At 66.2% G+C, this 25,286-nt stretch carries 20 protein-coding genes, 1 pseudogene and 1 riboswitch; of the genes and pseudogenes, 7 read left to right on the top strand and 14 right to left on the bottom strand.

The features are described from left to right. Nucleotides 1-59: 59 nt before the first annotated feature. Nucleotides 60-521: a DUF421 domain-containing protein gene (locus ACQ4L4_RS23180; protein WP_431101198.1), complete on the top strand. Its 462-nt coding sequence runs from the start codon at nt 60-62 to the stop codon at nt 519-521. 1 nt (nt 522) lies between these two features. On the opposite strand, the gene ACQ4L4_RS23175 is transcribed toward ACQ4L4_RS23180, so the two are convergent. From ACQ4L4_RS23175 to ACQ4L4_RS23140, 8 genes and pseudogenes are all read right to left on the bottom strand, one after another. Continuing rightward, nucleotides 523-981, bottom strand: a complete 459-nt coding sequence (locus tag ACQ4L4_RS23175) for a cysteine hydrolase family protein (RefSeq protein ID WP_431101197.1) — start codon at nt 979-981, stop codon at nt 523-525. A 36-nt stretch (nt 982-1,017) separates the two neighbouring features. Beyond that, nucleotides 1,018-1,809: an IS21-like element helper ATPase IstB gene (gene istB / locus ACQ4L4_RS23170; protein WP_431100837.1), complete on the bottom strand. Its 792-nt coding sequence runs from the start codon at nt 1,807-1,809 to the stop codon at nt 1,018-1,020. After that, nucleotides 1,799-2,677, bottom strand: a pseudogene (locus ACQ4L4_RS23165) (Mu transposase domain-containing protein); the annotation flags it as partial. The pseudogene ACQ4L4_RS23165 and the gene istB, both read right to left, overlap by 11 nt. Before the next feature lie 214 nt (nt 2,678-2,891). Further along, on the bottom strand, nt 2,892-4,085 hold the full coding sequence (locus ACQ4L4_RS23160; protein WP_431101196.1) for an ATP-binding protein: 1,194 nt from the start codon (nt 4,083-4,085) through the stop codon (nt 2,892-2,894). Continuing rightward, on the bottom strand, nt 4,082-6,343 hold the full coding sequence (locus ACQ4L4_RS23155; RefSeq protein WP_431101195.1) for a hypothetical protein: 2,262 nt from the start codon (nt 6,341-6,343) through the stop codon (nt 4,082-4,084). Before ACQ4L4_RS23155 ends, ACQ4L4_RS23160 begins: the two co-directional genes overlap by 4 nt. Next, nucleotides 6,343-7,038: a TnsA endonuclease N-terminal domain-containing protein gene (locus ACQ4L4_RS23150; RefSeq protein WP_431101194.1), complete on the bottom strand. Its 696-nt coding sequence runs from the start codon at nt 7,036-7,038 to the stop codon at nt 6,343-6,345. The genes ACQ4L4_RS23155 and ACQ4L4_RS23150 overlap by 1 nt, the downstream gene beginning before the upstream one ends. Nucleotides 7,039-7,524: 486 nt before the next feature. Next, complete coding sequence (locus ACQ4L4_RS23145; RefSeq protein ID WP_431105000.1) at nt 7,525-7,725, bottom strand: DNA-binding protein; 201 nt, start codon at nt 7,723-7,725, stop codon at nt 7,525-7,527. Nucleotides 7,726-8,039: 314 nt separating this feature from the next. Beyond that, entirely contained in the window at nt 8,040-9,338 is a 1,299-nt protein-coding gene (locus tag ACQ4L4_RS23140) for a TniQ family protein (RefSeq protein ID WP_431104999.1), read from the bottom strand. Between the two features lie 161 nt (nt 9,339-9,499). Here ACQ4L4_RS23140 and ACQ4L4_RS23135 point away from each other — a divergent pair, with 161 nt between their 5' ends. Beyond that, a complete protein-coding gene (locus tag ACQ4L4_RS23135) occupies nt 9,500-10,960 on the top strand; it encodes a YifB family Mg chelatase-like AAA ATPase (protein ID WP_431104998.1) in 1,461 nt (486 codons plus the stop codon). 150 nt (nt 10,961-11,110) lie between these two features. Here ACQ4L4_RS23135 and ACQ4L4_RS23130 read toward each other — a convergent pair whose 3' ends face one another. Then, entirely contained in the window at nt 11,111-11,779 is a 669-nt protein-coding gene (locus ACQ4L4_RS23130; protein ID WP_431101193.1) for a glycine zipper 2TM domain-containing protein, read from the bottom strand. A gap of 163 nt (nt 11,780-11,942) precedes the next feature. After that, complete coding sequence (gene metH / locus ACQ4L4_RS23125; RefSeq protein WP_431104997.1) at nt 11,943-14,645, bottom strand: methionine synthase; 2,703 nt, start codon at nt 14,643-14,645, stop codon at nt 11,943-11,945. A 162-nt stretch (nt 14,646-14,807) separates the two neighbouring features. Then, a riboswitch (S-adenosyl-L-homocysteine riboswitch) is annotated at nt 14,808-14,912 on the bottom strand. Nucleotides 14,913-15,079: 167 nt separating this feature from the next. On the opposite strand from metH, the gene ACQ4L4_RS23120 reads away from it, so the two are divergent. Continuing rightward, nucleotides 15,080-16,285: a hypothetical protein gene (locus ACQ4L4_RS23120; protein ID WP_431101192.1), complete on the top strand. Its 1,206-nt coding sequence runs from the start codon at nt 15,080-15,082 to the stop codon at nt 16,283-16,285. Between the two features lie 91 nt (nt 16,286-16,376). On the opposite strand, the gene ACQ4L4_RS23115 is transcribed toward ACQ4L4_RS23120, so the two are convergent. Genes ACQ4L4_RS23115 through ACQ4L4_RS23100 form a run of 4 tightly spaced genes read right to left on the bottom strand, consistent with a single transcriptional unit; the run spans nt 16,377 to nt 19,953 of the window. Continuing rightward, nucleotides 16,377-17,453, bottom strand: a complete 1,077-nt coding sequence (locus ACQ4L4_RS23115; protein ID WP_431101191.1) for a homocysteine S-methyltransferase family protein — start codon at nt 17,451-17,453, stop codon at nt 16,377-16,379. Nucleotides 17,454-17,475: 22 nt separating this feature from the next. Beyond that, complete coding sequence (locus tag ACQ4L4_RS23110; RefSeq protein WP_431101190.1) at nt 17,476-18,201, bottom strand: pyridoxamine 5'-phosphate oxidase family protein; 726 nt, start codon at nt 18,199-18,201, stop codon at nt 17,476-17,478. Further along, on the bottom strand, nt 18,198-18,875 hold the full coding sequence (locus ACQ4L4_RS23105) for a DUF4197 domain-containing protein (RefSeq protein WP_431101189.1): 678 nt from the start codon (nt 18,873-18,875) through the stop codon (nt 18,198-18,200). Before ACQ4L4_RS23105 ends, ACQ4L4_RS23110 begins: the two co-directional genes overlap by 4 nt. Beyond that, nucleotides 18,856-19,953, bottom strand: a complete 1,098-nt coding sequence (locus tag ACQ4L4_RS23100; protein ID WP_431101188.1) for a fumarylacetoacetate hydrolase family protein — start codon at nt 19,951-19,953, stop codon at nt 18,856-18,858. The genes ACQ4L4_RS23105 and ACQ4L4_RS23100 overlap by 20 nt, the downstream gene beginning before the upstream one ends. Nucleotides 19,954-19,987: 34 nt before the next feature. Between ACQ4L4_RS23100 and ACQ4L4_RS23095 the strand changes: the two genes are divergently transcribed. The 4 genes from ACQ4L4_RS23095 to ACQ4L4_RS23080 all read left to right on the top strand — a co-directional run bounded on the left by ACQ4L4_RS23095 (nt 19,988) and on the right by ACQ4L4_RS23080 (nt 25,178). Then, nucleotides 19,988-20,872: a hypothetical protein gene (locus ACQ4L4_RS23095; protein WP_431101187.1), complete on the top strand. Its 885-nt coding sequence runs from the start codon at nt 19,988-19,990 to the stop codon at nt 20,870-20,872. A gap of 218 nt (nt 20,873-21,090) precedes the next feature. Beyond that, entirely contained in the window at nt 21,091-21,396 is a 306-nt protein-coding gene (locus ACQ4L4_RS23090; protein WP_067279348.1) for a BTH_I0359 family protein, read from the top strand. Between the two features lie 319 nt (nt 21,397-21,715). Then, nucleotides 21,716-24,049, top strand: coding sequence for an ATP-binding protein (locus ACQ4L4_RS23085; protein ID WP_431101185.1), 2,334 nt, complete (start codon nt 21,716-21,718; stop codon nt 24,047-24,049). Between the two features lie 145 nt (nt 24,050-24,194). Beyond that, entirely contained in the window at nt 24,195-25,178 is a 984-nt protein-coding gene (locus tag ACQ4L4_RS23080; RefSeq protein ID WP_431101184.1) for a TraB/GumN family protein, read from the top strand. Nucleotides 25,179-25,286 lie beyond the last annotated feature (108 nt).

Here is a 25,286-nt window from a genome sequence, read left to right as displayed (position 1 = left end):
CGCAGGTATCGGCGTTGCCAGTTCGGTGAGAGGACCGTCGCCACCATCGGAGTCGTTCAGTGTTCGACCTGCAAGTTAGCCCATGGGAATTGCTCGCTCGCGCAGCGCTCATCTACCTCGCGCTGCTCGTCATGGTCCGCGTGTCTGGGAAGAGGACTGTTGGTCAGTTCACGCCGTTCGACCTGCTGGTCGTGATGCTGCTGAGCGAAGCGGTCAGCAACGGCCTCAGCGGTGGCGAGGACTCGATCCTAGGCGCGTGGATCCTGGCCGCTACCCTCATCGGCTTGAACGCAGGGATTGCCTTCCTGGGCTCGCGCAATCGACGCCTGGAGCGGCTGCTCGAGGGAGCCCCAGTGCTCATCGGTCGCGATGGCAAGTGGTTCGAGGCGGTGCTTCGTCGCCACAGGCTCAGCGACCTCGACGTCGAGAAGGCACTGCGCGAATCCGACTGCAAGCTGTCCGAGCTGAAGATCGCGGTGCTGGAGAGCGACGGGACCATCAGCGTCGTCAAGCGCGATTGACCTAAGAGCCCGTCCGCCGGCCGCCGGTTGCCGCAATCCGCGCCTTCAACGCTTCCTTCATCCATGCCAGGGCGGCACGCTTTCGTTCGTCAGATTCAGCAGCCGTGCAGTCGGAAGGGACTGCCACGCGATATCCCCGGACGTAAGCATCCATGGCGGTGCACTTCACGCAGTAGTCAGTCGCGAGCCCGGTCACGACTACCTCCTTGGTGCCGAGCTGCTCCAGCAGCAGGTCAAGCGGTGTCGCGTAAAAGCCCGAATGCCTCGGCTTGAGGACCATCAAGTCGGCCTTCGTTGGAGGCAGCAAGCGCGCAAGCTGGGCGGCAGCGCCGCCTGACCTCCGGCATGCCCTCAGCAGCGTCGGCACGTCCGACCGCCATTGCCCGAAGTTGTCGTTCGCATAGATGACGCACGCCCCTGCGGTGTTCAGTTCCGCGTACGTGTGACCCACCATTTCCATCGAATCTTGACCCACCCTTGTTGAGCCACTGACGGCTCAGGCTGTGGGTAACTTTCTGGACTTGGGCTCCTTCTTCGTGGGTTGGGCTGAGCTGTTCTTGAACCGGTAGCTATCGTTGCCGGTCTCAAGGATATGGCAGTGATGGGTCAAGCGGTCCAGCAGCGCCGTGGTCATCTTGGCGTCGCCGAAGACACTGGCCCATTCGCTGAAGCTCAGGTTCGTCGTGATGACGACGCTGGTGCGCTCGTAGAGCTTGCTCAGCAGGTGGAAGAGCAGCGCCCCGCCGGAGGCGCTGAAGGGCAGATAGCCCAGCTCATCGAGGACCACCATGTCGGCGTGGGCGAGGCGATGAGCCATCTGGCCGCTCTTGTTGCAGAGCTTCTCCTGCTCGAGCTGGTTGACCAGGTCCACGGTGGAGAAGAACCGAACACGCCGGCGCAGGTGCTCGACTGCCTGCACGCCAAGTGCTGTGGCCAAGTGGGTCTTGCCAGTCCCTGGACCGCCCACCAGCACGACGTTCTGAGCCTGCTCCATGAAGTCACCGCGGTGCAACTGACGGACCAGCGCTTCGTTGACTTCGCTGTGCTCGAACTGGAAGCCAGCCAAGTCTCTGTACGCCGGGAAGCGAGCTTGCTTGAGTTGGTAGGCCACGGCTCGTACCTCCCGCTCAGCGGTCTCGGCCTTGAGTAGCTGCGCCAGCACGGGCTGAGCGGCCTCATAGGCCGGTGCACCTTGCTCGGCCAGCTCGGAGATGGCCTGCGCCATGCCGAACATCTTGAGCTCGCGCAGCATGATGACGAGCGACGCCGCTGCTGGGTCATGACGCATATCCCACCTTCCTCTCTGGGCCGCGCAGCGCGTCGTAGCGCGTCACGTTGGCTTCTGGTTCGTTGATGAGCTGAAGTGCCTGAGGGGCGCTGACGGGTGGAGGCGTGCTGCTCTTGCCGTCGACGAGGCGATGCAGCAAATTGACCACGTGCATCTTGGTTGGCACACCCGTCTCCAGCGCAAGCTCGACGGCCGCGAGCACGGCCTGCTCGTCATGCTGGAGCACCAGGGCAAGCACCTCCACCATCTCCCGGTCGCCTCCGGGCTGCTTGAGCAACGCTCGCTGGAGTTGGCGAAAGGCATCCGGCAGCTCCACGAAGGGTGCGCCGTTGCGCAGCGCGCCTGGCTTGCGCTGAAGCACTGCGAGGTAATGACGCCAGTCGTAGACCGTGGTGACGGGCACGTCGTGTCGACGGTCGATGACGCGCGTGTGCTCGCAGATGATGTTGCCCTCGGCTGCCACCACGATGCGGTCTGCGTAGGCGCGCAAGCTCACCGGTCGGTTGGCATAAGACGCCGGCACGCTGTAGCGAGTCCGCTCGAACGTGACGAGGCAGGTAGGCGAGACGCGCTTGGTGTGCTCGACGAACCCGTCGAAGGGGCGCGGTGCTTGCATCAACTGCGGGCGCTCCACGGCCCAGGCCGCCGCGACGGAGCCCTTGAGCTTGCCGTGCGGGATGTCAGCCCACAGCGCCTGGCAGCGGTCTTCCAACCATGCGTTGAGCGTAGCCAGGTCAGGAAACTCAGGGGTGGGCTGCCAGAGGCGGTGACGTGCGTCTCTGACGTTCTTCTCGACCTGGCCCTTCTCCCAGCCAGACGCCGGATTGCAGAATTCAGGCTCGAACAAGAAGTGGCTCACCATGGCGCTGAGGCAAGGGCACGGCGAGCGGTGCGATGAACGCGGTCGAAGTGAGACATCTGGATGAACTCGCGAAGGAATTTTCGCGTTGACGGTGAGCACGCAAGCCAATGTACTCGCCCGAGCAGCCCGACAACCCACTCATCGTCGATAGGCCGCGCGAAGCACCATTGCTTTGGCCAGGCAGCGGCTGGCGTAAAAAAGTCCAAGCTCATTGCAATGCTCAATAGGATGCGGCGCGAGCGAAGGCGTCCGCCTCGGAAAGTTTCGGGTTGAGTTGTTGAAGTTGTCTGGCAAGCACTTTCAACGACGCACTCGCGGCCTGATAGTGGGAGCGCATCAACCGCACCGAACCAAACTTCGCTTTCGGCGCTTTCATCGCGATTTTCTGTGCGTCGCGGTGCAGCTTCTTCAGCACTGAGGTCACACCCATCGACAATTTGTAGAGCAGCTCCTCCAGTTCAGGCGTCACCTCTAGCGGATGATCAACCAACTGGAAGCTGAGTAAGTGCCCCACGAGAGCTTTAAAGAACGGATCATTGGCACTCTTTGCTCGCGATATCTCGAAAGCCCCCAGCGAGCACGCGCGTCTAGCGATCTCGAATCCCCCACCAAAAAACTTTGTGGCTTCGGGCGTTCCAGTTAGTAGCAATGGCACTTTGACCACCTCAGTCAGACGGACGAGAAAACCTCGGACCTCATCTTCACCGCGTGTGTTCGCGCAGAACTGTTGAACATCGTCGATGTGAATCAAGCCAAGAAAGAGCGACCTAGCAGCACGATTGAGTCGATCCATTAGGTCGCCTCTCATCTGGGAGGGTCGAAATCGTCCCTGAACTCCGTGAGCGGCCAACGCCTGGTCGATTGCTCCTAGCAAGTCCCATAACAGCTGAACAGTTGCTCCGCCTCGGGGCGTTTGAACTCTGATCCATACCAACTGCGTCTGATGAAATGGCACGCCGTTATACGCTTGATGGAAGATGACCTGGGGGTAGCGAGCAAGAATACGGTTGACGCCGGTCGTCTTGCCGAGGCCGCTTTCCGCCTCCACATATATGCACCCGAGGGATGCGACGCTTGAGATGGGAGAGTAGGATGCGTCAAGCTCCTGATACCGATAGTGCTCTCCGTTCCGTGTCATGGGATTGCGAGGAACGTAGGCAGCTCTCAGCGCTTCATCTGTAGCGTTAGCGATCCCCAGAGACACCGGAGCCGGCAGATAAATGGTGTCTAGAGCGTGGACGTTATGCACACGCAAGTGAAGCGGATCGGCCCTGCAAGCGTCCATCGACATACTGGGGCCTTGGTTGAGCGCCTTGGATAGCAGCGCCCGATCTGCCGTAATGGGCGGAAGGGCTTCGATTAAAGGATTTCCCCGATGCAATGCGGGTTGCAGGTCAGAGTGATAGATGGTCATTCGATTGCTCCAAGGATCTCTTGCATAGCGTCAGCCTCTGATTGGCTGACGGAAGCATCATGGGCAGGCGTAGGGGTTGCGGCGCCCGTGGGATTCGCATGCTCGATGAGGGGTATCGCTCCTAGCTGATGTGCCATCTCGGCGGCTCGGTTGCCGCGCAGATCGCCGAGCTTCTGTGAAGCGGGCCGGAAGTCGGCTTCCTGTGCCAACTCGGACTTACGCGTCGCCTCCTCAACCTCCTGCTTCCTGATGTGCGTCAGCTCCTTCTTTTTCGCAGCAAGGCCTTTCTGCACGTCATCCGCGTCATACATGGCGTGCGCCACCGAATCGGTGTGATCGTCGATAAAAACATCTGCCGCAAGGTCGCCTTTCAAATCCATGATCGTTGCCTCCAGCCGCTCCGAGCGCTTCCCAAAGACGAAGCAGCTGGTCTGTCGGTCTGGATCCCGATAGATGGTGATCTGTTCCTCTTGCATGCGGTCGAAGTACCACTCGTCGTCATTCATCCAATTGGCAACGTACCGCGTCTTGTCGTGTGTGATGCCGTCACGCCGCGCATGTCCCTTAAGTGGAGCGAGGAAAGTACGAACGGCTTCATCTCGGTCCATGTAAGCCGCGGAGCCGTGCAGCCACCGGAGTCCAGCGCCATACAGGCCAAGCGGGGTGGTCAGAAACTCTTCGCCACAGTTACTGAGACTTCGTGGAACATGCCTTGAACAATCATGGGTCAGGTTCCATTCAGCGGCCAACGCCAGGAGAAGACGTTTCAAGTCTGCGAGCGTCATCTTCGCGTCGAGTCTGCAATCCCGATCGCCGCGTTCGCGCTGCCGCCCCTTCGTAGCGCCGGGCAAGAAATGAATTTCCGCGTCGTTCTGAATCTTGAAATAGCGTTCGACAAGAGCCTTCCAATCCGCGCGGTATGCGGCGGCCACTGACTGGATGATGCCGGCCTCGCCACTCGCCACGCGTACTTTCATCGACAGTACGTCGCTGCCTCGATCTGAGAAAACTGTCTGCGGGATGACACCTGCAGCAAGACCTTCACGGACCTGCGGCCGCAGTGACAGTGCTTCTGCCATTCGATCCTTCGGAGTCATCGCCTGGTACATGGCGATCTTGGCTTGATCGGCGCTGGGAGCCTCCAAGCAAACGTGCACGGCCAAGATCAGATAGGAGAAAGCATCGAGCACCACGTAGATCACTGGACGGCCAATCAGTCGCCTCCTGTTGAGAGCCGATAGCAAGTACACGTCACCTACCGTCGAATCAATGATGTAGGTCGACCCCGGAAAGAGATCTTCAACCCGCGCGTGTGACGTGATCGCACGCTTGTCTTTTGTCCAGCGCAACTCCCCTGCACGGCGCATCGCTGCCGCCAGAGCGCTTTCCGATTTCCTCCAGTAGTAGAGGAATTGCCTCTCGTTCAGCGCGTAAGTGGGATTCGTCCGAACGGTCATCCTGCCGTCGGGTCCGATCTCTTCAGGCAAATCGACAAATTTCAGGGTGTAGTCGCGCCAATGCTTGGAGACCGGAGTGGTCCGGCTTGTCCCCGCGACCTCACGGTTGGTTTTTTCAGCGCATATTCGAAGATAGGTCGCGACCGCAAGCTTTGCGTCCTCTGTCGCGTTGGAGCCCTCGTCCTCCGGCATCTCTCTGGCCTTGAACTTCTTCCTCTTGGCGCCAAGTTTTTTACTCGCCTTCTTCAGTTGCGTTCTCGGCAACTTGGAAGTGGGCATGCAGGCGGCTTCGAGGCTCGCGCCCGACATGAAGTAGCGAACCAGCTTCTTCTTCAGACTCGATTCGCTGATTCGGTGCGTGCGAGCAACGCTCCTGATGGTCTCGGAGAAGAAACCTAGGACAAGCATCCGCTCCAACTGGTGGTTCTCGGTGATCGTCGGCAGCACCCGCCTCCACTTTTCGATATGGCGCTCCTCGGCCCTGGTCAGCTCGGTCGCAGGCGAGGTCTGCCACTCGTACCTCAGGATTGAGACGAGACCAATGGAGCCACCCCCAAAATGGCGCTCCATCTGAAGGAGGGGCACTCGCAGGGGTTTGCCGGCGGGCTCACCCCTGCGAGAGCGCCCATCGCGCCCGACATGTGCCTTGGGATCGCCCAAAGGCAACAGAAAGGCGCCGTCGCTCTGCCGATGCACATAGGCGACCATGAAGACGCCTGCACCCAGTCCGACCTCCTGCGCCACTCGCTCAGGAACGTGAATGGCCGTGTTGGCGTTCAGCTGCTGGGCTTGGCCCGTCATCACGCGCCACCGAGCAACTGTATGACCGGAACCGGGCCCTTAAGCATCTGCCACGGCGAGGTCAGGCTGAGATCTGTCATGCCGTGGTCGACCGGGATGAGACCGAACATGACTGCCTTCTTCAGCCAGACCACCTGCTGCTCAACGGTCACCTCATGCGCCGAGGCCAAGTGCTCGAGAACCCTCCGCATCGAAAAGCGGTTCAGCGCGTTCAGATCGAACACAGCCCTAATCCAGCCGGGCGGGATGTCGTTGTTGGCCCTGTAGCCGGCGTCGGAAGACATGGCGGAGAGGGCCCACTTGAGGTTATTGACGAGACGTCGCGGTAGCGAGGCTTCTGTCACGACCACAAGCCGGACGCCCCGCATGCGCCAGTACTCCTCCTCTAGATTGCGAAGTTGGATGTTCCGAGGCTTGGCCAAGTCGGCCGCCCACTTGCAATGCACAGCAACGATCGATCCGTCGCCAAGCGTGACGACGAAATCTGTCGTCATTTGCTTATTTGAGCCCGCTCGCGGCGGATGTCGAATCTTTTGATCTTGGGCGACAGCAAGCGTGCCCGGACCAATGGACAACTCCGACCGGTCTGGTGGCAGAAGCGAGACGTCCACACCCGACTCCAGCATCAACGGGTACTGCTCCCGGACGTCGACCGGTCTGAACGTGAGCAGAGCTAAAAAGACGTTGCGTTCCAAGTCGCTCAGCACGTGATGCTGACGACCAGCGTGAAGGGGGCTGGGAATCACGTGAGAGCGTCCCCGGGAACTGAAGTCGCCTCGTATGACCTGTATGTATGCGGAGTACGCGGCTCCATGGCCAGTACCACGCTCTTGTTTTCGGCGCTTCAAACCCATGGCACACCTCGAGCTGTGCGGCCACTAGGGCGGGCTTGGGGGCGTAGGCTTTCAAGAATTTGGGTGGAGCAATCCGGGCGCCCCACTTCGGGCACAAGAATTTGATGCATCGGCATAGATCCCCGCATCGCGCAGGCGTGACTGAACGTCGCCTAACGCGATCTAACATACTTAGACTCAGTGGGGATTGACCGCGCACGAACGCGCGCTACCATGACGACTCAGTCTCCGCCATAGCTCCCCGCTGGGTGTAGATAGACTGCTTGAGAGGAATCAGCTCTCGGGCAGTCGCCTTAATTCGGTCTTGGGTTACATTGGTATTGAGGTTTATTCCTCCTCAGACTTGAGACCAAGGGCCACGGCAATCCTGTGGGATTCACCGCGAAGACACTTGCGCTTGCCGCCGAGGATGACGTAGACCAAGTCTGCGTCGAACCCTCGACTTTTCGCCCAATCAGCAATTGAGACTCCCCGCCTGTGGAAGTCACGCTTGATTTCTTGAGGCGTTGAAGTCTTTTTCACGTGCATCTGAGACATCGTTGCTTTTCAGTTCTAACTCTACGCGCGAGTCCGCGGGAGAGACGAGTCCCAGTTGAACTCGAGGATTCTTTGGGCCCGTCGGGCGTTCTGTCAATATTTATCGGACCGGGTCCGCGTCGTCCAAAAATCCAAAAAATATGAATAGTGATATCTCATACACCATTTACAACGCTGCGTTTTTAGAAGACAAGCGGCCTGCAAGGTAGTTTTGATATTCGATACACCATTCGTCAGTCAAAAATATTGACTGCTCTATCATTCGTCTGGGTGGAAAAATAACCAAATCGTGTCGTGCACCGACATCAAAGACCTAACGTGCGCTGATGCGCAAGGTGCTGAACAGCATCCGGCAGCACACCTTCTACCCAGGCCAGGTCGTGGAGGAGAAGCCATCTGACATGCCGGCCGCAGCGTTGAACCAGTTCGCTTCGCAATGCCGTCGGATGCTCTTTTACGTAGGTCAAAACAGCGGCCCGAGAGAGTTCACGCCGTTTTACGACCTTGGCTGCGTTCCACGACGTTTGAAGCTCGCCGTCTCGGCGCAACCAAGCTCGCGCCTCGTTCAGCGACATCGCGCAGGCCGAGCAAGCGTCGGCTAGCAGTTCGTGCATCTGAAGCGCCTCATACAAGCGGTCAGGGGCTCGCGTGCGACGGGCTCTGGTGGTGCCCGGTAATGCCATGGGTGCAACACGCAACTGCGCTTCACGCAGATCTCGATCGAGAACACCGCGTTCGCAATCTCCGCTGGTCGCTAAAAGCACCCCCCACTTGGCCGGATGAAGTGCCCTACGATCGGCAAGCACCTCGCGAATCCAACGAGGATCCGTTGGAAGATTCTTCAGTTCCGGGCTGCCAGCCTCCGTGAGCGGCATGACTCGATGTTCGTTGAACCTGGTCAGGTCCGTGTCCGTGATGGTGATGTCGGTTTTTGAGAATCCCGCTGCGGCGAGGCGCCCACGAACCATGACGGATAGGTCGACACTCGAGAGTGCGTCCTTCCCACTGATCCAGGTCATGGCCTTGGCCAAACCTGCCAGCTCCGGCGAATATTCGATAGCGAGTTCAGTCGCCACTGACCCCTTCATTCCTGGAAGCGCCCAACAGTTGCGACCCTCCAGGACTTTGAGGGCAGACAGAGGAGTACCGTGCTTCAAGCAAATCCAGACGCCGGGAAGCTGATGCTCGTTACGCCAGATCGGAGCGCCCTTTTCTTCCAGGTCGTTCAACAAGCAGTGGGGGCAGTGGCGTAAAAAGACGGCTTTCGGAAGAACATTCCATTGAAAACCGCCAGGCTGCCTCGTGCCTCTGATGGGTGGGGAGGCCGCTTGCTCGAGCAGGCTTTGTCTCTTCCTGCGATCGAGGAACGGCCAAAGGGCAGCCAGGCCGCTTCGTCTCCGCAACAAGTCTGCGTCCAGCATCACGAGTCCAAGAGAGACCTGGCTGAGATGGCCAAGCCCAGCCGGCATCTCATGCAGACATGACGCACGCCGATGGCCGAGCAAAGCACGGCTGAGCGGCTGACTGTCGGGGTTGCCCGTGAGATGCGCATAGCGCGAGCACAAGGAAAACAAGGTCTCGGTTGGTGCCAAGAAACGAGGCATGAATGGCAACGCGCGCGCTTCGCATCGTCGGCTAGACATCGCAGGTCCTACCGACGCGTGTGCTCCTAAGACGAAGAGCGTCAAAGTTGTTCGGACTGGCGCATAGGCACCTTACGTAAGTGACTGATTTCATTGATGCGCTTGTTCGGACTCAATTGTTGGTGTTCGGACTGAGTTGTCAGGCACAGCTGCCGAGCTTCACCCTGGTCGGTCTCGCAGACCTGGAGGTCAAGGAGTCCCGCGAGCGCGTGCGCGCCGCGTTGCAGAGCAGCGGGCTGGAGTTCCCCGCGAACAAGCGCATCACGGTCAATCTGTCGCCGGCCGACCTGCCGAAGGAAGGCGCGCGCTTCGACCTGCCGATCGCGCTCGGCCTGCTTGCGGCGAGCGGGCAGATCGACGCGGACATGCTCGCGAACATCGAATGCGCCGGCGAGCTCGGACTTTCAGGCGAGCTGCGGCCGGTCAAGGGCGCGCTGGCGATGGCGCTCGCGCTGCGCGCCGCCAAGCTCGATCGGGAACTGGTCCTGCCGCGCGGCTGTGCCGACGAGGCGGCGCTGGTGCAAGGCCTGGTGGTGCGGGAAGCGGCGCACCTGCTCGACCTCGTGAATGCGCTGCAAGCCCGCAGCGAAGCGCCCTTGCCCCGCGTGCAACGCGATCCGCCACCGCGCGGCGAGACGCCGCTCGACCTGCGCGACATCAAGGGCCAGACCGGGCCGAAGCGCGCCCTGGAGATCGCCGCGGCAGGCGCATTGAGCATCCTCCTGGTCGGCCCGCCGGGTACCGGCAAATCGATGCTCGCGCAGCGGCTGCCGACGCTGCTGCCGCCCTTGTCGGAGTCCGAGGCGCTGGAGTCCGCTGCGCTGCTCAGCGCCAACGGCCAGTTCCGCCCGTCGATGTGGGCGCAGCGCGCCTTCCGCGCGCCGCATCACAGCGCCTCGTCCGCCGCGATGATCGGCGGCGGCTCGCCGCCGCGGCCGGGCGAGATCACCCTCGCCCAGCACGGCGTGCTTTTTCTCGACGAGCTGCCGGAGTTCCAGCGCATGTCGCTCGAAGCCCTGCGCGAACCGCTCGAGACCGGCCGCGTCCACATCTCGCGCTCGGCGCATCAAGCGGAGTTCCCGGCGCGCTTCCAACTGGTCGCGGCGATGAACCCCTGCCCGTGCGGACACCTCGGCAATCCGACCAAGGCCTGCCGATGCTCCCCGGATCAGGTCACGCGTTATCAGAACCGCCTGTCAGGTCCGCTGCTGGATCGCATCGATCTGACGGTGGAGGTGCCGGTGCTGCCGCCCGCGATCCTGTCGGCAGCCGCGGACGGCGAGACCAGCGCCGCCGTTGCCGCCCGCGTGGCCGCGGCCCGTGACCGCGCCATCCGCCGGCAGGGATGCACCAACGGACTGCTCGGCGCGGGACAACTGGACCGGCATCTCGCCATGGCGCCGGAAGCCGAAGCGATGCTGCATCGCGCCGCGGCGCGGCTGGCCTGGTCCGCGCGCAGCTTCCATCGAGTGATGCGCATCGCGCGCACTGTCGCCGACCTGGCGGACAGCGACGCCATCACGGCATCGCATGTCTCCGAAGCGATCCAGTGGCGCCGCGCGCTGCCGGGGCGCGATGCGTGAGCGATCGCGGAGCGGCCGCGTGAGTCCTCGTCCGGATCGAACTGATGGAGCCGGCAGCAGCCGGCCTGGGTCGGCGCTTCGAAAACGACAACGCCGACCCGAAGGTCGGCGTTGGTCGCAACACCGGGCAGCCCGCCCGGAGCGCAGCGTTTACTGGCGGATCAGCTGACCGTCGTTCACGCGCACGATGTCGCCGTTCTGCACGCCCGGGTCGTGGCTGAACGTCATCGTGCGGTTGCTCTGGTCGGCGTTGCGCATCTTGACCACCCACACGGTGGTGCTGCGCTGGCGCTTCTCGATCTCGTTGCCCGCGTAGCCGCCCGCGACCGCGCCGCCGACCGTGGCGATCTTCTTGCCCGTGCCGCCGCCAACCGCGCTGCCCAGCAGGCCGCCGACCACCGCGCCGCCGACGACGCCGATGCCGGTGCCCTGGCCTTCACGCGCCTCGGTACGGACCGACAGCACCGTCGCGCAGGATGCGCACAGGCGGGACTCGGTCTGGCCCGCGCCGGACGTGCCGGCGTTGTCCGCATAACCGGTCGAACCGCCGTCGCGCGGCGCCTGCTGCTGCGAGACGCGGCGCGAGTCGTTGGCCGGACGCTGCTGGACGGCGTCATCCCCGGAGCGGCGGGCCGCCCGGGCCTCGTCCGCGGCGTTGGCGCCATTGCGGTCGACGATGTTGCCTTGCTGCTCGGTCGCCGCCACCGGCGAGTCCGGCAAGGTCGGCGCGGCCTGCCGGCCCGCGAAGAAGGCCGCCACGACCAGCACGGTCGCCCCGACGGCCCCAGCCGCGATCTTCTGATTGGTATTCAACGCCATGATTCACCTCTTATGGTTTTCCCCTATCTCGGGGGATGGGCGAAGAATGCCACGCTGTTACAAGTCGCGGGGGCCTAAAACTGTCCCGTTTGTAAAGGGGTGAAACGCCGCCTGTAGGACAAGGCCGCGTCCTGCGGCTTTCGTTGCGCGGACGCGTCGCCGGTCAGCCGAGCAGCGGCGCCAGCGCCCGTTGCGCGGCCTGATGGTCGAGCGCCATCCGGGCCGCCCAGTCGGCGACCTGGTCATCCCCGATGCGGCCGACGTTGAAGTACGTCGCCTCCGGATGCGCCAGGTAGAAGCCGCTCACGCTGGCCGCCGGCGTCATCGCCATGCCCTCGGTGAGCGCCATGCCGATGTCCTCGGCCTGGAGCACGCGGAACATGTCCCGCTTGACCAGGTGATCCGGGCAGGCCGGATAACCCGGCGCCGGACGGATGCCGCGGTACGACTCCGCAATGAGTTCCTCGTTGCTGAGGGTCTCGTCCGCCGCATACCCCCACAGATCCAGCCGCACGCGCTGGTGCAGCCGTTCGGCGAAGGCTTCGGCCAGGCGGTCCGCCAGCGCCTTCAGCATGATCGCGGAGTAGTCGTCCAGGTCGTCGACGAACTGCTGCTCCTTCTTGTCCACGCCGAGCCCGGCGGTGACCGCGAACAGCCCGATGTAGTCCGGCACCGTGCCCTTGGCGGCGATGAAGTCGGCCAGCGCGCGGTTGGGCCGGCGCACGCCGTCGACCACCGGCCGCTCGGTCTGCATGCGCAGGCCGCGCCAGGTCATCAGCACCTCGGTGCGCGACTCGTCGCTGTAGATCTCGATGTCGTCGTCGTTGACCTGCGCGGCGGGGTACAGGCCCATCACGCCGCTGGCGGTCAGCCAGCGGCCCTCGATCAGCCGCTGCAGCATGCGCTTGCCGTCGCTGAAGACACGCTGCGCCTCGGCGCCGACGATCTCGTCCTTCAGGATGGCCGGGAACGGCCCTGCCAGGTCCCAGGTCTGGAAGAACGGGCCCCAGTCGATGCACTGCGCAAGCTCGGCCAGGTCGTAGTTGCGGAACTGGCGCTTGCCGATGAAGCGCGGCACCGCCGGCGTGTAGTTCGTGAAGTCGGCGCGGTGCTTGTTCGCGCGCGCCTGCGCCAAGGTCACCAGCGGCGTCTGCCTTTTGTTGGCGTGCAGCTCGCGGACCTTCTCGTAATCGGACTTCAGCTCGTCGATGAAGCGCGTCGCGCGTTCATCGGACAGCAGCTCCGAGCACACGCCCACCGAGCGAGACGCGTCCGGCACATAGACCACCGGGCCTTCGTAGTGCGGCGAGATCTTGACGGCCGTGTGCACGCGGCTGGTCGTCGCGCCGCCGATCAGCAGCGGGATCTTCTTCATGCGGAAGTAGTCGTCGCGCTGCATCTCGGCGGCGACGTACTGCATCTCCTCGAGGCTGGGCGTGATCAGGCCCGACAGCCCGATGATGTCCGCGCCCTCGACCTTAGCCTTCGCGAGGATGTCCTGGCACGGGACCATCACGCCCATGTTGACGACTTCGAAGTTGTTGCACTGCAGGACCACCGTGACGATGTTCTTGCCGATGTCGTGCACGTCGCCCTTCACCGTCGCGATGACGATCTTGCCCTTGGAGCGCACGTCCTCGCCGGCGGCGGCCATCAGGCGCTTCTCTTCCTCGATGTAGGGCACCAGGTGCGCCACGGCGGACTTCATCACGCGCGCGCTCTTCACCACCTGCGGCAGGAACATCTTGCCGGCGCCGAACAGGTCGCCGACGACGTTCATGCCGGCCATCAGCGGCCCTTCGATCACGTGCAGCGGCCGGCCGCCCTGGGCGAGGATGCCCTGCCAGGCCTCCTCGGTGTCCTCGACGATGAAGTCGGTGATGCCGTGGATCAGCGCATGCGACAACCGCGCGGCGACGTCGCCGGCGCGCCAGGCCAGCTTGGCGCTGTCGTCCTTGGCGGCGCCCTTGACCGTCTCGGCGACCTCGAGCAGCCGCTCGGTCGAATCCTCGCGGCGGTTCAGCACCACGTCCTCGACGCGCTCGCGCAGGTCGGCGGGGATCTCGTCGTAGACGCCGACCATGCCGGCGTTGACGATGCCCATGTCCATGCCGGCCTGGATCGCGTGGTACAGGAAGACCGTGTGGATGGCCTCGCGCACCGGCTCGTTGCCGCGGAAGCTGAAGGACACGTTCGAAACGCCGCCGCTGACCTTCGCGCCGGGCAGGTTCTTCTTGATCCAGCGCGTCGCCTCGATGAAGTCGACGGCGTAGTTGTTGTGCTCCTCGATGCCGGTGGCGATCGCGAAGATGTTGGGGTCGAAGATGATGTCCTCGGGCGGGAAGCCGATCTCGTCGACCAGCATGCGATAGGCCCGGGTGCAGATCTCGATCTTGCGCTGGTAGGTGTCGGCCTGGCCGGTCTCGTCGAAGGCCATCACCACCGTGGCCGCGCCGTAGCGGCGGATCAGCTTGGCCTGGCGGCGGAACTCCGTCTCGCCTTCCTTCAGCGAGATCGAGTTGACGATGCCCTTGCCCTGGATGCACTTCAGGCCGGCCTCGATCACCTCCCACTTGGACGAGTCGATCATGATCGGCACGCGCGCGATCTCGGGCTCCGAGGCGATCAGGTTGAGGAAGCGCACCATCGCGGCCTTGCTGTCGAGCATGGCCTCGTCCATGTTGATGTCGATGACCTGCGCGCCGTTCTCGACCTGCTGGCGGGCGACGCTCAGCGCGGCCTCGAACTCGCCGTTCAGGATCAGCCGCGCGAAGGCCTTCGAGCCGGTGACGTTGGTGCGCTCGCCGATGTTCACGAACAGCGTGCCGGCGCCGATGTTCACCGGCTCCAGGCCGGAGAGCTTCATCGGCGGCACGGCCACGGGGGTGGCCGACGCGGCGGAACGATCGGAAGCGGCGGAAGCGGAGGCGGAATTCGGGGCGGACATGGCGGCGGCGCTTTTCGAAGCTGGACGTGAGCTGAAACGAAAGACGGGGCCGCGCAACTCACCGCAACCCCGCGGAACGCGGGTCGGTGAGCGCCGTTGTGAGGCGGGGTCCAGGGGTCCGACACCGCCGTTCCGAGCCTGGCGGGAACCCGGGTGACGGGACCTGTCGCAACGCTCCTCGGAAACCACCGCCGCCGCAGGCGGCGCGATGCGGCCTTGCTGGTAGCGGGAACAGCGTGCATTCTACCGGTCCGGCCCTGGTTTGTTCGTGCCGTATTGCCTTCCCGGCCCGGGTGCGCCCGTATCCTGCGCGGCACAACGACAAGACGACGACACGTCGATGGGAAGCCACCGTGGATCTGGTCCAACTTCCTCCCAACAGCCTGCGCGTGGGACAGGTGCTGACGTTCTCGCTGCGCGACGCGGCGGGACATCTGCTGTTCGCCTCCGGGCATCCGCTGCCCGACACGCCGCAGGTCCGCGACCTGCTGGTGCGCGGGCCCTGGGTACAGGCGCACGAGACGCGCGAGTACCAGCGCGCCCTGGCCCACAAGCTCGACACGATGATGCTGCAGGGCGCGTCGATGTCGGCGCTGGCCAACGCAACCGCCGAATACAAGCCCACGCGTCCGATGCCCATGCCGCAGGCGACGTCGCCGGCGCACACCGCCATCTGGGCCGACCTGCAATGGCACGCGCAGCAGGTGCTGCGTGATCCGCGACGGCCGGAATTCCTGCCGCGCCTGAGCGAACTGCTCGACAAGGTGCTGGCCCGGCTGACGCAGCAGCCGGACGCCTCGCTGGCGATGCTGGTGCACGACGCCGGCCAGGAGCCGCTGCAGTACAGCGCGCGGCATGCGCTGCTGTCGCTGGCGCTGGTCGAGATGACGACGCGCCAGCTCGGCTGGGGTGAAGGCCGCCGCCGCACGCTCGGGCTGGCGGCGCTGACGATGAACCTGGACAGCGGCGCGCAGCAGGACCAGCACGCGATGCGTCCGCAAGCGCTGGGCGACGCGCAGCGCGAGCAGTTGGCCGGGCACGGCGACCGCGCGGCGGCGACGCTGCAGGCGATCGGCGTGGACGACGAGGACTGGCTGACCGCCGTGCGGCTGCATCACGACGCCGGTCCGGGCCCCCTGGCGGGCCGCTCGGACGGCGAGCTGATGGCGCGGCTGCTCCGGCGCATCGACGTGTACGGCGCCCGCCTCAGCCCGCGACGCAGCCGCCGGCCGCTGTCCGCGGCGCAGGCGGCGCGGGCGGTCTACCTCGACGAACTCCAGCAACCCGACGAGGCCGGCGCCGCGCTGATCAAGGCGATCGGTCTCTACCCGCCGGGCTCGCTCGTCAGACTCGCCAACGGCGAGGAAGGCATGGTGCTCAAGCGCGGCCATAGCGCCAACGCGCCGCTGGTGGCCTCGCTGGTCGGCCGCAGCGGCACGCCGCTGACCGTGCCGGTGCTGCGCGACACGCGGCTGCAGGCGCAGGCCATCACGGCCAGCCTGGCGCCGCATGAGATCCGCCTGCGGATCAACATGGATGCGATGCTGAAGCTGTACTGAACGGCAACGGCGCTCCGGCGCCGCGTCGCCGCGTCGCCGCGGGCCAGGATCGGCACTTCGTTTCTGCCGCTGCTTTCGCTGCTTTCGCTGCTTACGCCTCTTCGGCGACCAGCCCGCTGAAGAGCTTGCTGCCCCAGCGACGCGGCTGGTAGGCGGAGACCTTCTGCGCGATCGCCCGGATGTGATCCGGCGTCGTACCGCAGCAGCCGCCCGCGATGTTCAGGAAGCCCGCGGCGGCGAACTCGCCGACCAGGCGACCGGTGACGTCCGGCGTCTCGTCGAAGCCGGTGTCGCTCATCGGGTTGGGCAGGCCGGCGTTCGGATAGCAGGAGATCGGCGTGTCGCCGGCCGCCTTCGAGAGTTCCTCGATGTAAGGCCGCATCAGGGCCGCGCCGAGCGCGCAGTTCAAGCCGATCGCGATCGGCTGGGCGTGCCGCACCGAGTGCCAGAACGCCGTCACCGTCTGCCCGGACAGGATGCGGCCCGAGGCGTCGGTCACCGTGCCGGAGATGATCACCGGCAGACGCTCGCCGGTGTCGTCCATCAGCTCGTCGACCGCGAAGATCGCGGCCTTGGCGTTCAGCGTGTCGAAGATGGTCTCGATCAGGAACAGGTCGACGCCGCCTTCCAGCATCGCCTTGGCCTGGTCGTAGTAGGCCGCGCGCAGCGTGTCGAAGTCGACGTTGCGGGCGCCGGGGTCGTTGACGTCCGGGCTGATCGAGGCCGTGCGCGGCGTCGGGCCGAGCGCGCCGGCCGCGAAGCGCGGCTTCTCCGGCGTGCTGAACGCATCGCAGGCCTCGCGCGCCAGGCGCGCGGCGGCGACGTTCATCTCGTACGCATAGGCCTCGAGGCCGTAGTCCTCCTGCGCGACGGTGGTCGTGCCGAAGGTGTTGGTCTCGATGATGTCGGCGCCGGCGTCGAGGTACTGGCGGTGGATCTCGCTGATGACCTCGGGCTTCGTCAGCACCAGCAGGTCGTTGTTGCCCTTGAGGTCCTTGGGATGATCGGCGAAGCGCTCACCGCGGAAGTCGGCCTCCGTCAGCTTGTAGCGCTGGATCATCGTGCCCATCGCGCCGTCGAGGACGGCGATGCGTTGCGCCAGGATGGCGGGCAAGGCGGCGCCGCGGGTGTAGGCGACGGCGGGACGGGCGGTGGTCGGGGCGTTCATGACCCCGATTGTAGGAAACGCGTCAATACATCGTGCGGCGCTGGCGTTCCTCCAGTTCGGCGTCATAGGCGGCGCCGTCGATCGACGCACTCAAGCCGGCGAGGATCGACCCGGTCGACGGCAGCGTCGTGCGCTCGACATGGCGAGCCGGATGCCACAGTTCGGAGCGCTTGATCGCCCGCGCGCACTGGAAGAAGACCGAGTGCACCTCGATCACCAGCACCGACTTCGGCCACTGGCCCTCGACCGCGAAACGTTCGCGCAGCGCCGGCGAGGCGCTGATGCGGCCGACACCGTTCACGCGCAGGCATTCGCCGATGCCGGGGATCAGGAACAGCAGGGCCAGTGACGGGTCATGGACGAGGTTGCGCAGGCTGTCGATGCGGTGGTTGCCGCGACGGTCCGGCAGCAGCAGCGTCTTGGGATCGGCCACCTCGATGAAGCCCGGCGCATCGCCACGCGGCGACGTGTCCAGTCCGTGCGGCCCCCGCGTCGCGAGGATCGCGAACGGCGAGGCCTCGATGAACGGCCGGTACAGCGGGTGGACATGGTCGCACGCCTTGTCCAGCGTGGCCGCCGCCGTGGGGGCCGCATAGACGGTCCGCAACGCGTCGACGGTCGACAGGTCCTGCGACCGGTCGAGCCAGGGCGCGTCCTTCCATCCATCGTTCGCGCCGTCGTTCGCGACGTCCTTCGACCCTTCGTTCGCGCCGTCCTGCCGGGAGCGATCGGGCAGCGGCGCGCTCATCCGCCGAAGACCTTCTTCAGGATCGCGCTGCCGGTGCCGACCGGATCCTGGCGGATCTTCTTCTCCTCCTGGCCGATCATGAAGTACAGGCCGTCCAGCGCCTTGTCGGTGACGTAGCTTTGCAGGTTGGCGTCTTCCTTGCGGATGAGGCCGAACCCGGAGGCCTTGCCGGCGACCGCGTTGTACTTCTCGCTGAGCGACTGGCGCTCGGTGGCCTTCGTCACGATGGGCAGGAACTTCGTCGTCAGCGGCGAACGGGTCTTGTCCTCGAAGAACTGCGTCACCGCGTTGTCGCCGCCGCGCACGATCCTCACCGCGTCCTCGACGCTGATGTTGCGCACCGTGCTGACCAGGAGCTGGCGCGCCTCGGGCATCGCCTGCTCGGCGACGCGGTTCATCGAGGTGATCAGGTCGTCGATGCGCCTGCCCTGACCGGTCGTGCGCAGCAGCCGCGCGGCGTCCTTCAAGGCGCCGGGGAGCTCGATCTTCACCTGAGGATTGCCGAGGAAACCATCGGTCCGGCCCAGGTTGGCGAGCGCCGCCTGGGCACCGCGCTCGAGGGCCGCGCGCACGCCGGAGGCGGCGTCGCCCTCGCTCAGGCTCAGCGCCATCGCCCACGGCGAGGCGCAGCCCGCGCCCAGCAGCGCGATCAGGTCACGGCGAAGCAGGTTCATCGGTGTCTCCTTCTTGAGCGTCAGTGGGGGTCGCTTTCTCGGCGTCGATCGCCGCCTCGGCAGCGCCTGCCGAGTGGGCGGTGGCGGCGGCGGCGTTCGAGGACCTGTCGTCGGCGTTCTCGGCCTTCTCGGTGTGCTGGGTGTGCTCGTCGAGGCCGGCGGCGTCGGACGTTGCATCTTCCGACTCCGCGAGGTCCATGTCGATGGCGCCGAACGGGCCGGGACCGTCGCCGAGCTTGAACTCGATGCGCAGGCTGTCCCCGGCCTCCAGCGCCAGCGGCTTGCCGAGCACCGGCGTGCCCGCGCCGACCAGCGTGCCGGCGCGCAGCGGCCGGTTGAGGGCCGCCTCGGCGAGCAGGTCGCCGAAGGACCAGCGCATGCCGGTCTTCGCGTCGACGACCGCCTGCTTGCGTCCGTTGCGCATCACCTGCAGCTGCAGCGCCGCGCGTCCGAGGTACCAGGCACCGGGCAGTTCATCGGGCGTGACGGCGACCGGCGCGAACTGCAGCGCGGGGCGGCTGTGCAGCGCCGGCCAGCCGTTGGCGAGTTCCTCCTGCTGCACCGGCCGCAGCACCCAGTCGCTGACCAGCATCAGCAGCCGGATCGACTCCAGCGCCTGCGACGGCACCGCGCCCTGCGCCAGGTCGCCGGTGAGCACGGCGAGCTGCGGCTCGGGTTCCAGCCCCGGCGTGCGCAGGTCCAGCAGTTCGGTGGGACCGAGCAGCGCCTCGGCGCCGCCGGCACGCAGCAGCGGGGCGCTGAGGCGCTCCGGCCACGCGAGGCCGCGCTCGCGCAAGGCCTGACCCTGGTCCGGGTAGGCCTCGCCGGCGATCCAGCCGGCCAGGCGCGGCAGCGGTGCCAGGCATTGCTTCGGGTCGAACGCGAACGCATGCCGCGCGCGGCCGTGGTTCTGCGACTGCGACAGCGTCTCCAGCTGAGGCGCCATGAAATTCCAGTCGTCGAGCACCTGTTGCAGGCGCGTCGCGATGCCGTTGGCATAGCATGCCTGACTCAGGTCTCGCGACACGACCACCAGTTGGCCGTCGCGGGATCCGTCGCGGTAGGTTGCGAGTTTCATTGTGGTGGGCGGACAGTCATTCGTCGGGCGATCGTTGGCGGCATTTTCACCTCAGGATCGGGTCGCGCTCGCGACGGCCGTCGCGGGGGCGCTGGTGCTGCACGCCGCGGCGATCGGTGCGCTGTCGCGACGTCCGCTGCCGCAGGCGATCGATGCGCCGGTGGTGACGACCCGCGTCATCGAGGCCCCGCCCCCGGCCAGGCCAGAAGCAGTCACGCCAGTCGTCGCTCCGCCCGCCACGCCACGCACGCCTTCGCGTCCCGCGCCCACGCCCGCTGCGGCTCCCGAAACCCGGCCCGTGCCAGCGCTGCTCGCGCTGCCGCTGCGCGGCGACGGCGCCCTCGCCTACGCCTTCGTCATCGACGGCCAACCCGGCGAGGCCGCCTTGAACTTCCACATCGGGAACGGGCGCTACGACATCACGCTCGAACGCCACTCGGGCGATCGCGAGCTGCCGGTCTGGCACAGCGAAGGCCGCGTCGGTCCGCAAGGTTTGCAGCCGGAACGGCACCGCGTGTCGCGCCAGGGTCGCGAACGGGAGCTGCAGATCTTCGACCGAGACGCCGCGCGTCCGGTTCTGCTTGTAGGCGCGCGCGCCTTTCCGCTGTCGGCTGGCACGCAGGACCGCCTGTCCTGGTGGCTGCAAGTGGCCGCGATGATGGCCGCGGAACCCGCGCCCTACATCGGGCAACGCCTGCGCGTGCCGGTGGCCGGCCCGACGGGCGTCAGCGACTGGGATTTCGAGGTGATCGCGCGCGACGGCGGCCGGTGGCTGCTGCGGCGCGACCTGGCCCGCGGCGCGGGCCGCCCGGCGCTGCAATGGTCGGTCTGGCTCGACGGTCAGCGCGGTTTCCTGGCCGTCGAGCTGCGCTTCAGCCTGGACGACGACGAGCAGTGGGCGCTCCGATTGCTGGAGTGACCCTGTCCGCCGCGTGCATGTCCGCTTGATCTCGATCCCGTGTGTGCGCGTTACGGTTCGTGAATCCGTGAAACCCTGTGCGGTTGGCACCACAAATGCTTGGGACACGGTGCAGCGTGTTCCGCGAGATCTGCCACCATGGGTCATGGCCTGGTTGGGAGCGACGGGTCTTGAATCTGTCGCAACAGGCCATAACTCCTCCAACCAAGGAGTCCTTCATGCACATGCTTTACGACTCACCGAGCTACATCGTCGTCCAGTTCGATGTACCGGTCGCTCCGTCCGCTGGCGATGCCGCGCACGCCGCCCAGGTGGACCACACGAACCTGCCATCGCTGCAGCGTGACGGTTTCGAGATCGTCGACAAGTTCACCCGCAAGGAGATCTTCATCGAAGGCGCCCTGGCGCAGACCTTCCAGGAGGGTGTCGAAGCCCTGATCGAGCAAGGTCCCGACGTCGACGACCTCGACGCCTTCATCGCGCAGTACGCGAACCTGGGCCAGCAGCCCGTGATCATGCATTGATCCCCCACACCACCCGCCCCTGACAGGCAGTCGACCACTGCCCCGCAAACGGGCAGTCAGCGATTGCTGGTGGGGCCGGAGTGGCGCTTGGGGTTCCCGGAGGGAGGCCCCATGCACCGCGGAGAGCCCGCGCCTGGCCTCCCGCACGCTGACCGCCGCTGATTCCGTCAGCCGGGGCTTGTCCCCAAACCATCCCTGCGCCAAGATCGTGCAGCCGCGCCCCTTCGAGGGGTGACGCGGCAAGCGGCGCCCGGGTCCGGGGCCATGTCCGCGTCCTCGACGCCGTCCTCGTTCCGGAGATCCCCCTCCCGCACGAACCATGGGCAAGCGCGCGCAACTTCCACTGGACTCCCCGGGCCTGTCCGACAGCCCGGTGCTGGACCGCATGTGCTCGCACTTCGTGCTGACGCTGACGGTCCGTCACGCCAACCGCTTCAATCCGCGCCGCGACCTCAGCGGCCTGCTGGCGCTGACGGCGCGTCACCTCGTCTGGCCGCCGCAGGTGCTCACGCGTGTGCGGGGCTATCTGGCGCGGCGTTGCCAGGGCCACTCGCTGTGGGCCGGCCATGAACGGCTGGGCGACGCCGCCTTCCTTGCCCGCCACGGCGTGTGGCGCGGCCCGTTCGCCGAGGGCACCGTGTTCTTCTACCTCGACGAGTACATCAAGGATGCGCCGAAGGACCTCCTCGCGCTGCTGTCCTGCACCTGCGACGCCCTCGACGGCCAACTGCGCAGCCGGTCCACGCTGGTCGAGCAGAACATCGACGTGCTGGGCCGCCTGCTGCAGCTGAACGCGGCCGAGCGCGCGCTGCTGCTTTACGGCACGCTGGCGCGATATCAGCGCGAATTGCGCGGCGCGCTGGTCGAGTTCAAGGTCAACACCGCGCAGGAAGCCTTCGCCGCGATCGCGGACCTGGCCGGCGTCGACCCGCACGAGGTGGCCGACGCGCTGCGCGCCGGCTCGCGACTGGAGCGGGTCGGCATGATCGAGAACCTGATCGCCGAACACAACATCACCGATCTCTCCGACCTGATGAAGGTCAGCGAACAGTTGCCGCCGGTGCTGATGCGGGCCTATGACGGTCCGCAGGACCTGATGGCCGTGTTCACGCGCCCGGTGACGCCGAGCCCGCTGCAGCGCGCGGACTTCGACTTCATCGCCGAGGACGTGACGCTGCTCGCGACCCTGCTGCGCCAGGCGGTGGCGCAGGGACAGGCCGGCGTGAACGTGCTGCTCTACGGACCGCCCGGCACCGGCAAGACGGAGCTCGCCAAGGTCGCCGCGCGCGAGGCCGGCCTGGCGCTGTACGAGGTCGAGTACGCCGACCGCGACGGCAATGCGCTGAGCGGCCGCGACCGCTACCGTTCGCTGCAGATCAGCCAGGTGTTCCTGAAGGCGAGCCGCGACGTCGCGCTACTGTTCGACGAGGTCGAGGACGTCTTCCCGCACCTGAGCGGCGACACCGCGCATCTGATGGCCCGGCTCGACGCGGCGCTCGAGCTGCCGGCGACGATGGCCGTCAACGGCAAGGCCTGGGTCAACCAGATCCTCGAGAGCAACCCGGTCCCGGTGCTGTGGATCACCAACCGCATCGAGCACATCGACCCCGCGTTCCGACGCCGTTTCCAGTACCACCTGGAACTGACCTCGCCGCCGCCCGGCGCGCGGCTGGGGCTGGTGCGCAAGGCGCTGGAGGAACTGCCGGTGCCCGAGGGCTTCGCCGAGCGGCTGTCCGAGCGCCGCGGCCTGACGCCGGCGCAGGTCCGCACCGCGGTGCGTTTCGCCCGGCTGGCGGGGGCCGGACGGGGAGGCGACGACAGCGCCGCCGATCCTTCCGAGGTCGCCGCCGCCAACGAGCGCCTCGTCAGCCGGCAGTTGCTGCACGCCGACAAGGCGCTCGGCCTGGTCGATGCCTCGCCCCAGTCGCGGCCGTCGGCGACGCGTTACTCGCTCGACCTGATCCACTGCGAATGCCGCTTCGCGCTGCCGCGCCTGATCGAGGCGCTGCGCCGCCGCGGCATGGGCAGCCTGTGCTTCCATGGTCCGCCGGGCAGCGGCAAGACCGCGCTGGCGGAGCACATCGCTTCCGAACTGCAACGGCCGCTGATGGTGCGGCTGGCCAGCGATCTGATGTCCAAGTACGTCGGCGAGACGGAGCAGAACATGGCCCGCATGTTCGAGACCGCCGCCGCCGAGGGCGCGCTGCTGCTGCTGGACGAGGCCGACAGCTTCCTGCGCAGCCGCCGCGCCGCCGAGCGGCACTACGAGGTCAGCGAGGTCAACGAGATGCTGGCCGGCATGGAGCGCCACGCCGGGCTCTTCATCTGCACGACCAACGCCTTCGACGATCTGGACGAGGCCGCGCTGCGCCGTTTCAGTTTCAAGATCCGCTTCAAGGCGCTGCGGCCGGACCAGCGGCTGACGATGTTCGAGCGCGAAGTCGGCGTGGCGCCCGGCGACGCGCACGCGGACCGGCTGAGCGCGCTGGACGCGTTGACGCTGGGCGACTTCGCCGCGGTGCGGCAGCAGGCCGAGATCCTCGGCGAGGCGTTGTCGCCCGACGAATTCCTGACGCTGCTCGAGGCCGAGCATCGCGTGAAGCCGGAAGTCCGCCAGCGCCGCCCGATGGGATTCCGCGCCGGCGAGGCCTGACCCCGTCCCGTTCATCCGCCCCAGCCGATCTCCCGAGTCGATCCCCCGCGTCGATCTCCCCGGTCGACCGCCCCGGTCGACCGCGCTCTCGGGCGGGTGCACCGCCTGCCTCGAACCGCGCCGGTTCTATGGCATCGTGCCGCCCATGCTGAATCCGTTCCTCTCGACGCTGCTGATGCGGGCCTCTCGCGGTCTCGCCACCGGCTCGCTCGCCTTGTTGGCGCTGCTGGCCGGCGCCGGCGCGCTGGCCGCGCCGGCCAAGCCCTCCTGCCCCCCGGAGCCCGCCCCGCTGCCCGCCGACCGCCTCGCCGCCCAGGCCAGGGATCGCGGGCTGATGTGGACGCTCAAGCGCGACGGTCGGACCTCCTACCTGTACGCCAGTCTGCACGTCGGCAAGCCGGGCTGGGCCGCGCCCGGTCCGCGCCTGCGCCAGGCGCTGGACGAGGTCGACGCCGTCGCGCTGGAACTCGACCCGCTCGACCGCGACGCGTGGAAGATGCCGCCGATGCCCGAGCTGCCGCTGGACGCCGCGATGCGTCAGCGTCTGGACGCGCAGGCCGTGGCGGTCTGCCTGGAGCCGCACGCCCTCGCCGCGATGCACCCGCTGCTGCAGACCAGCACCTACATGCTGCTGCGCGCCCGGTCGCTGGGGCTGGACGTGCGTTACGGCCAGGAGATGCTGCTGAGCCAGTGGGCGCGCGACCGCGGCCTGCCGGTGCTGGCGCTGGAGACGCTGCAGGGCCAGCTCGAAGCTTTGCTGCCCGCCGACGCGGACGCGGCGCGGCATGAGCTGCGCTCGAACCTGCAGCAGCTCGAACGCCCGAAGTCGCTGCTGCGCACGCTGGACACGATGGTGGGCGTCTACGACCGCGGCGACCTGGCCCGCCTGAACCGATACGCCGAGTGGTGCGACTGCGTGACCGACGCCGCCGACCGCGCGGCGCTGCAGCGCATCAACGACGGGCGCAATCCGGCCCTCGCCCAGCGCATCTCCGAGCTGCACCAGCGCGGCCAGTCGCTGCTGGTGGCCGTCGGCGCGATGCACATGACGGGTCCGCGCGCGCTCACGGCGCTGCTCAGGGAGCAAGGCTTCGAGGTAACCCTGATGCCGCGATCCGGATCGCGGTGACCGAGTTGCGGCACACTGGGCCGCGCCGGCCTGGCCGGGCCTTCCCGCCGGCCTTCCCCACCCCCCTTTCCACCGACCTTCCCACCGACGTTTTCCTCTGGAGTCGCG

Source organism: Roseateles noduli, assembly GCF_050626985.1.
Classification (GTDB): domain Bacteria; phylum Pseudomonadota; class Gammaproteobacteria; order Burkholderiales; family Burkholderiaceae_C; genus Roseateles; species Roseateles noduli_A.
The sequence above is the reverse complement of the archived record's forward strand: the minus strand, read 5'-3'. Positions and strand labels throughout refer to the sequence as shown.